A 5323-nucleotide genomic window follows, 5' to 3' on the forward strand; every position below is an offset into this window, starting at 1 on the left:
CTAGGGCAGGTTGGCCACGATCTTGACCGGGCCGCCATTGCCGGTCGCTCGACCGGCAAGGCCCGTGAAATCCGTCTTCAGCGCATCGCCCGAAACAACCTCCAGCCGGCCGGGATAGTGGCCGGACACTTCGGCAAGAGCAGCCAGGCAACGTTCGTCGCGCTCTATGGCGATCACCTGGCGCGCTCCGTTGGCAAGCAAGGCGCGGGTCAGCCCGCCGGGACCGGGGCCGACCTCGATGACGGTTGCATCGGACAAGTCGCCGGCGGTGCGGGCGATCTTGCCGGTGAGGTTGAGGTCGAGCAGGAAATTCTGGCCGAGCGCCTTCTTCGCCTGCAGCCCATGACGCTCGATCACCTCGCGCAGCGGCGGCAGCCCGTCGATGGTCATGCCCGAGATCTCATGCGGCAACCGCCTTGGTGTTCGTGTCGGCCAGCCGCCGGGCAAGCTTCAGCGCCGCTATCAGGCTGTCGGGCCGCGCCACACCCTTGCCGGCGATGTCGAAGGCCGTGCCGTGGTCGGGCGAGGTGCGGATAAAGGGCAGGCCGAGCGTGACATTGACCGCCTCGTCGAAAGCCAGCGCCTTGGCCGGGATAAGCGCCTGGTCGTGATACATGCAAAGGGCCGCGTCGTAACCAGCCCGCGCCCGGACATGGAACAACGTGTCGGCCGGCAAAGGGCCGAAAGCGTCGATGCCTTCGGCGCGCAGGATGTCGACCGCCGGGCGCACGATCCGCTCGTCCTCGAGGCCCATGGCGCCGCCTTCGCCGGCATGTGGATTGAGCCCGGCAATCGCCAGCCGTGGCCTGGCAATGCCGAAGCGGCCGGCAAGGTCGGCAGCGGTGATGCGCGCGGTGGCGACGATCAGTTCGGTGGTCAGTGCCTTCGGCACCTCGGCCAGCGCTATGTGGATGGTGACGGGAACGGTGCGCAGGTCGGGTCCTGCCAGCATCATCACCGGCATCGCCTCGACGCCGCTGTGCCGAGCCGCCAGATGCGCCAGATATTCGGTGTGGCCGGGAAAGCGAAAGCCGGCATCGTAGAGCGGCTTCTTGGCGATGGGGCAGGTGACCACGGCCGAGGCTTCGCGGGCAAGGCAATCGGCGACGGCGCGGTCGATGGCCTCGATCGTGGCGGCCGCATTGGCCGGATCCGGCTGGCCGGGGCTGTCGATGCAGCCTGCAGCCAGCGGAACGAGCGGCAAGGCGCGGGCAAAGACCTGCGCCGCTTGTGCCGGGGTGGCTTCGGCGATCGGCAGCGAGAGGCCGAGCAGGCGCGCCCGGGAGGCGATCAGCGCCGGATCGGCGAGCAGGTAGAAGGGGGGCAGGGCGGCAGCTTCACGCGCCATGAAGGCGGCGATGGCGATCTCCGGCCCAATGCCGGACGGATCGCCGGCGCTCAACGCGAGCGCAGTCACTGCGTTGCCCACGTCAGCGCTTGACGATGCGGGCTTTTGCCTTCAGCTCGTCGACATATTTCTTGCTGAGCGCGTCGGCATCCTTGTCGCCGCCGGAGCCTTCGGCCTGGAACGCCATCTGGGCAACCTTGTCGTCGGACACTTCGCGCGACGAGCAGATGCCGATGAATTCGACGCCGCGTTCGGTTTCGCGCGTGACGGTGGCACCGCCGACTTTGGTAGCTTTGATCTGCTCGGCCCAGTCCGGCGGCAGTTGCGGCGCCAGCACCCGGCCCAGATCGCGAACGGTGACGTCGATCAGGCCCTTGGCGAATTCGCGCGTCGTGTTGCAGCCGTTGAAGCGGGCGCGCATGGCGTCGGCCTCTCGCTTGCGTTTGCCCAGCGTCGCGCTGCGTTCAGCCGCCGGCACCACGAAGATGACCTGCTGCAGCATGTATTCGGTGGCGCTCGGTTTGGCGCCGCCTTTTTCGAGCATCTTCCTGACGAGATCCTGTTCGCTGACGGCGCCGGTGCCGTCGCCGGAACGGTAGCGCGCGCTCAAGGCCTGGTTCCAGGCCATCTGGGCGCGGATGAATTCCTTGAAGTGGCTCTTGGTGACGCCCGACTTCTCCATGACGCCGTCGAGCTGGCTGAGCTGCATCTTGTTGCTCGAGGCAAAGCGCTGGTACGCGGCATCGACCTGGGCGTCGCTGATGCGGATACCAAGCCGCTTGGCCTCGGCCATACGCAGCGTCTGGTCGATCATTTCCTGGCCGGCATCGCCCTTCTTGCGCTGCAGCTTCAGGAAAGCGGCGCGATGGGCGATGTCGCCGGTGGTGACAGGAATGTCGTTGACGACGTATTTGATCTCGCTGGCGAAAGCCGGCGGCGCCATTACGGTGATCGACACGGACGTCGCCGCCACGAGCAACGCGAAACCTGCTGAAAAGAGGTATTTCCTCATCGTTGGCATCCCAATTCTATCCCGGTCCCGCCCAATTTGATCTTTCCAGGTGCGCGAAATCCGTGCCAGCCCTATGCGGCGAAACGATGTCGCCGATTGTTACTGGATCGTGTCGACGGCACTGGTCGACGAGCCGAAATCGCCGAGGGTGCGGAACGACAGATTGAAGCCGATGGTCTGCGACACCTCCCTGGTGTTCAGATCGCGCGACTGCGAGTAGGTCATCAAATAAGTGAAGCAGGAATCGTTGTAGGCGAAGCCGACGCCATCCTTGACCAGCAGGCTCTGCTGCAGGTCGTAGGTTCCTGTGCCGAAGACGCGCCAGTTTTCGGCCAGATGCGTGGATGCACCAAGCGTGACCTCGTGGCGGTCGGTGGTGAAGCCGTACAGCGGCTGGGCCTGGATGAAGGCGTATTTGGCGCTCAGCGACACAGGCAGGCCGGAATAGGCGGCCTTCACCTCGGCGCGGCGGATCTCGAAGCTCTGTTCGTCGAAACGGCCGCTGACCGAGGCCGCGAAGCCGTTGGGGCTGTTGATGCCGAACAGGCCGACATAGTCGGACTTGGTCGTGTCGAGGCCGGAGTTTGCGCCGACATTCACCAAATCCGGCGCGGCGAACGAATTCTCGCCGCCAATCTGATAGGATTGGCCGAAAATGGCATTGGTGCCCCAGCCATTGTTGTAGGAGCCGGAATAGCGGAAGCCGACATTGGCGCGCGAACCGCCTTCGACGCGGTCGTAGCCGGAGAACTTGTCGCGTTCGAACAAGGTGGTCGCATCGAAGACCATGCTTTGGGCGTCTTCGTTAGGCACTGAGAGGCCGCCGACATATTGCTCGTTCGGACGCATGAAGACCTGTGCCATCGGTTCGATGACATGGCTGGACCCGCTGGCCATGGAAAACAGCACCGGCCAACGCATCTCAAGCCCGGCGGTTGCCATGTAACGGGCAAATGACGAGCGCATGTCGTCCTGCTCGCCCAAATGCGTCGCCATTCTGTCGATCGCGTCCAGCGAAGCCGACGACGCGTTGAGGTAGTCGACGTCGCCCTGCAGCGCGAGCAACGGCGTCAGCACCAGCCCGCCATCGGTGACGAAGCTCCGCTTCCACTCGGCCTCGGCGGTGAGACGGCCCGATTCGCCTTCAATGCCGCGGACGCGCTGCGTGGGAGTGAGGGCATTGTAGGGCTCGACGAAGGTCTCATCGACATCGTCGCGGCGGATGACACGCGCGTTGACATTGAGCGATAGCTGGCCGCCGGCCACCGACGCATCAGGAATATAGGCGTAGTCGAGCGACGGCAGCACCCAGGGCTGTTGTCCGCTTCGCGCAGAGGCGTTGTCGTCAGGTGTATCTTCCTGCACATCGAAATGCATGGCGCGCACGTCGAAATAGTTGCGGCCGTTGAGACCCGTCAAGTAGACCGACGACTGGTGGACGCTGCTATTGTACTTTTCGATGCCGTAGGTGTTCGAGAAATTCTTGTCGGTCTGCAGCAGCACGTCCCAGCCGAAGTTCCAGCGTGAGTTGATGGCGAACTGCCCCTGGGTACCCATCATGCCGCGGAATTTGTTGGGATCGCCGGCGCTGCCCGAATTGACGTTGTGGCCAGAGCTGGAGGGGAAGGCAGTGGTGTCGAGGAAAGCGTCGGGATTCTGCTGGTGTATCCCGGCGATCTTCAAGCTGTACTCGCCATTGTTGAAGCGCTGACGCCACTCGGCCTCACCGAGGAAACCCTGCTTGGTATAGCCGGTGCCGGTGACGGTCAGGTCGTAGGTCGGCGCCAATGCAAGATAATAGGGGACTTTCACGCCGACGCCGAGATCGCTCTTGTAGATGATGCTCGGGATCAGGAAGCCGCTCTTGCGCTTCACCGTCGGGTCGGCAATTTCGAATGCAGGCAGATAGGCAAGCGGAAAACCGAAGAACTCGAAATTCGCATTCTCGAAGCGAACCGTCTTCTTCTCGCCGTTCCAGATGATCTTCTTGGCCTTGACGCGCCAGGTCGGCGCTTTGTCCGGCTTATCCTCGCACGGCTCGCAGGCGGTGTAGACGCCATTGTGGAAGGTGGTCAGCACGCCGCCCATGCGTTCGGCGCTTTCGGCGGCGAAATAGGCCTTGTCGATGGTTTCGACCCGCAACGCGTTGACGAAGCCGTCGGCGAAGTCATCGGTGATGTCGATATGCTGCGAATTGATCTTGGTACCGTCGCTGTTGATGACTTCGACGTTACCGCTTGCGACCATTCGCTTGGTGTTGCGGTTGTACTCGACCCGCTGGGCGACAAGGCGATTGCCACCATAGTCGATCTGCACGCCGCCAACGGCGGTCACGGTCTGGTTGTCGTTGTTATAGACCAGCGTGTCGGCCGCCAGCAGCATTTGCGAGCCGGACGGAACCGATGTCGCCATGTCGCCGACGTCCTGCGCAAGCGCCGGTGCCGGAACGGCGTAGGCAAGCACGCACGCCAAGGCGGTCGCCGCATAGAGGCGCGCCAAACCGGCCTGCCTGTTGCTGGGCAAAAACGCCTCCCTCACTAGCCGTCTTCCTTGTATAGCAGGAAAGTCACCCCGAAGAACATAGCCACCATGACCGGTACCCAGGCGGCTACGACAGTCGGCACGAATCCCGCCACGCCGAATGCCTTCACCAGAACCGAAACGACATAAAGCAGAAAGCCAGCGATGATGCCACCCAGAATCATCGTCGCCGACTGCCCCATCCTAGCAAATCGCATTGAAACCGTTGCCGCGATCAGCGTCATGGCGACGAGAAGGAACGGCAACGCCACGAGCGAATCAAACTGCATGGCAAAGGCATTTGCCTTGAGGCCGAAGGAGCGGGCAACCTCGATCTTTCCGGGCAGGTCGTAGAAGGGGATGGTTTCCGGGCGCGCCAGCCGCTCTTGCACGAATTCGGGCTTCAGATTGGTCGGTACGCGATCGGTTGCCGATGCCTGGAT

Annotated in this window: 4 protein-coding genes and 1 pseudogene; all 5 read right to left on the minus strand. The window is 63.2% G+C overall.

Annotated elements, in window-relative coordinates:
- Window positions 1-3: 3 nt before the first annotated feature.
- Window positions 4-390 (minus strand): annotated as a pseudogene (locus EN994_RS16515) (rRNA adenine N-6-methyltransferase family protein); the annotation flags it as partial.
- Between the two features lie 10 nt (window positions 391-400).
- The gene (gene pdxA / locus EN994_RS16520) at window positions 401-1429 is read right to left on the minus strand and encodes a 4-hydroxythreonine-4-phosphate dehydrogenase PdxA (protein ID WP_127307657.1); all 1029 of its coding nucleotides are present in this window, start codon (window positions 1427-1429) and stop codon (window positions 401-403) included.
- A gap of 1 nt (window position 1430) precedes the next feature.
- Window positions 1431-2369 carry a peptidylprolyl isomerase gene (locus EN994_RS16525; protein ID WP_024504313.1) on the minus strand — a complete coding sequence of 313 codons (939 nt, stop codon included), beginning with the start codon at window positions 2367-2369 and terminating at the stop codon, window positions 1431-1433.
- Window positions 2370-2459: 90 nt separating this feature from the next.
- Window positions 2460-4898, minus strand: a complete 2439-nt coding sequence (locus tag EN994_RS16530) for an LPS-assembly protein LptD (protein ID WP_024504312.1) — start codon at window positions 4896-4898, stop codon at window positions 2460-2462.
- The coding region (locus tag EN994_RS16535) for an LptF/LptG family permease (RefSeq protein WP_127307658.1) at window positions 4898-5323 on the minus strand (426 nt) is incomplete at its 5' end. The genes EN994_RS16530 and EN994_RS16535, both read right to left, overlap by 1 nt.

This window comes from Mesorhizobium sp. M7A.F.Ca.CA.002.09.1.1, assembly GCF_003998555.1.
In the GTDB taxonomy this organism is placed as follows: domain Bacteria; phylum Pseudomonadota; class Alphaproteobacteria; order Rhizobiales; family Rhizobiaceae; genus Mesorhizobium; species Mesorhizobium ciceri.

Bases quoted from the DNA above. Each gene is read 5' to 3' on its own strand.
- EN994_RS16525 (WP_024504313.1), bottom strand. From the start codon at position 2,369: ATGCCAACGATGAGGAAATACCTCTTTTCAGCAGGTTTCGCGTTGCTC.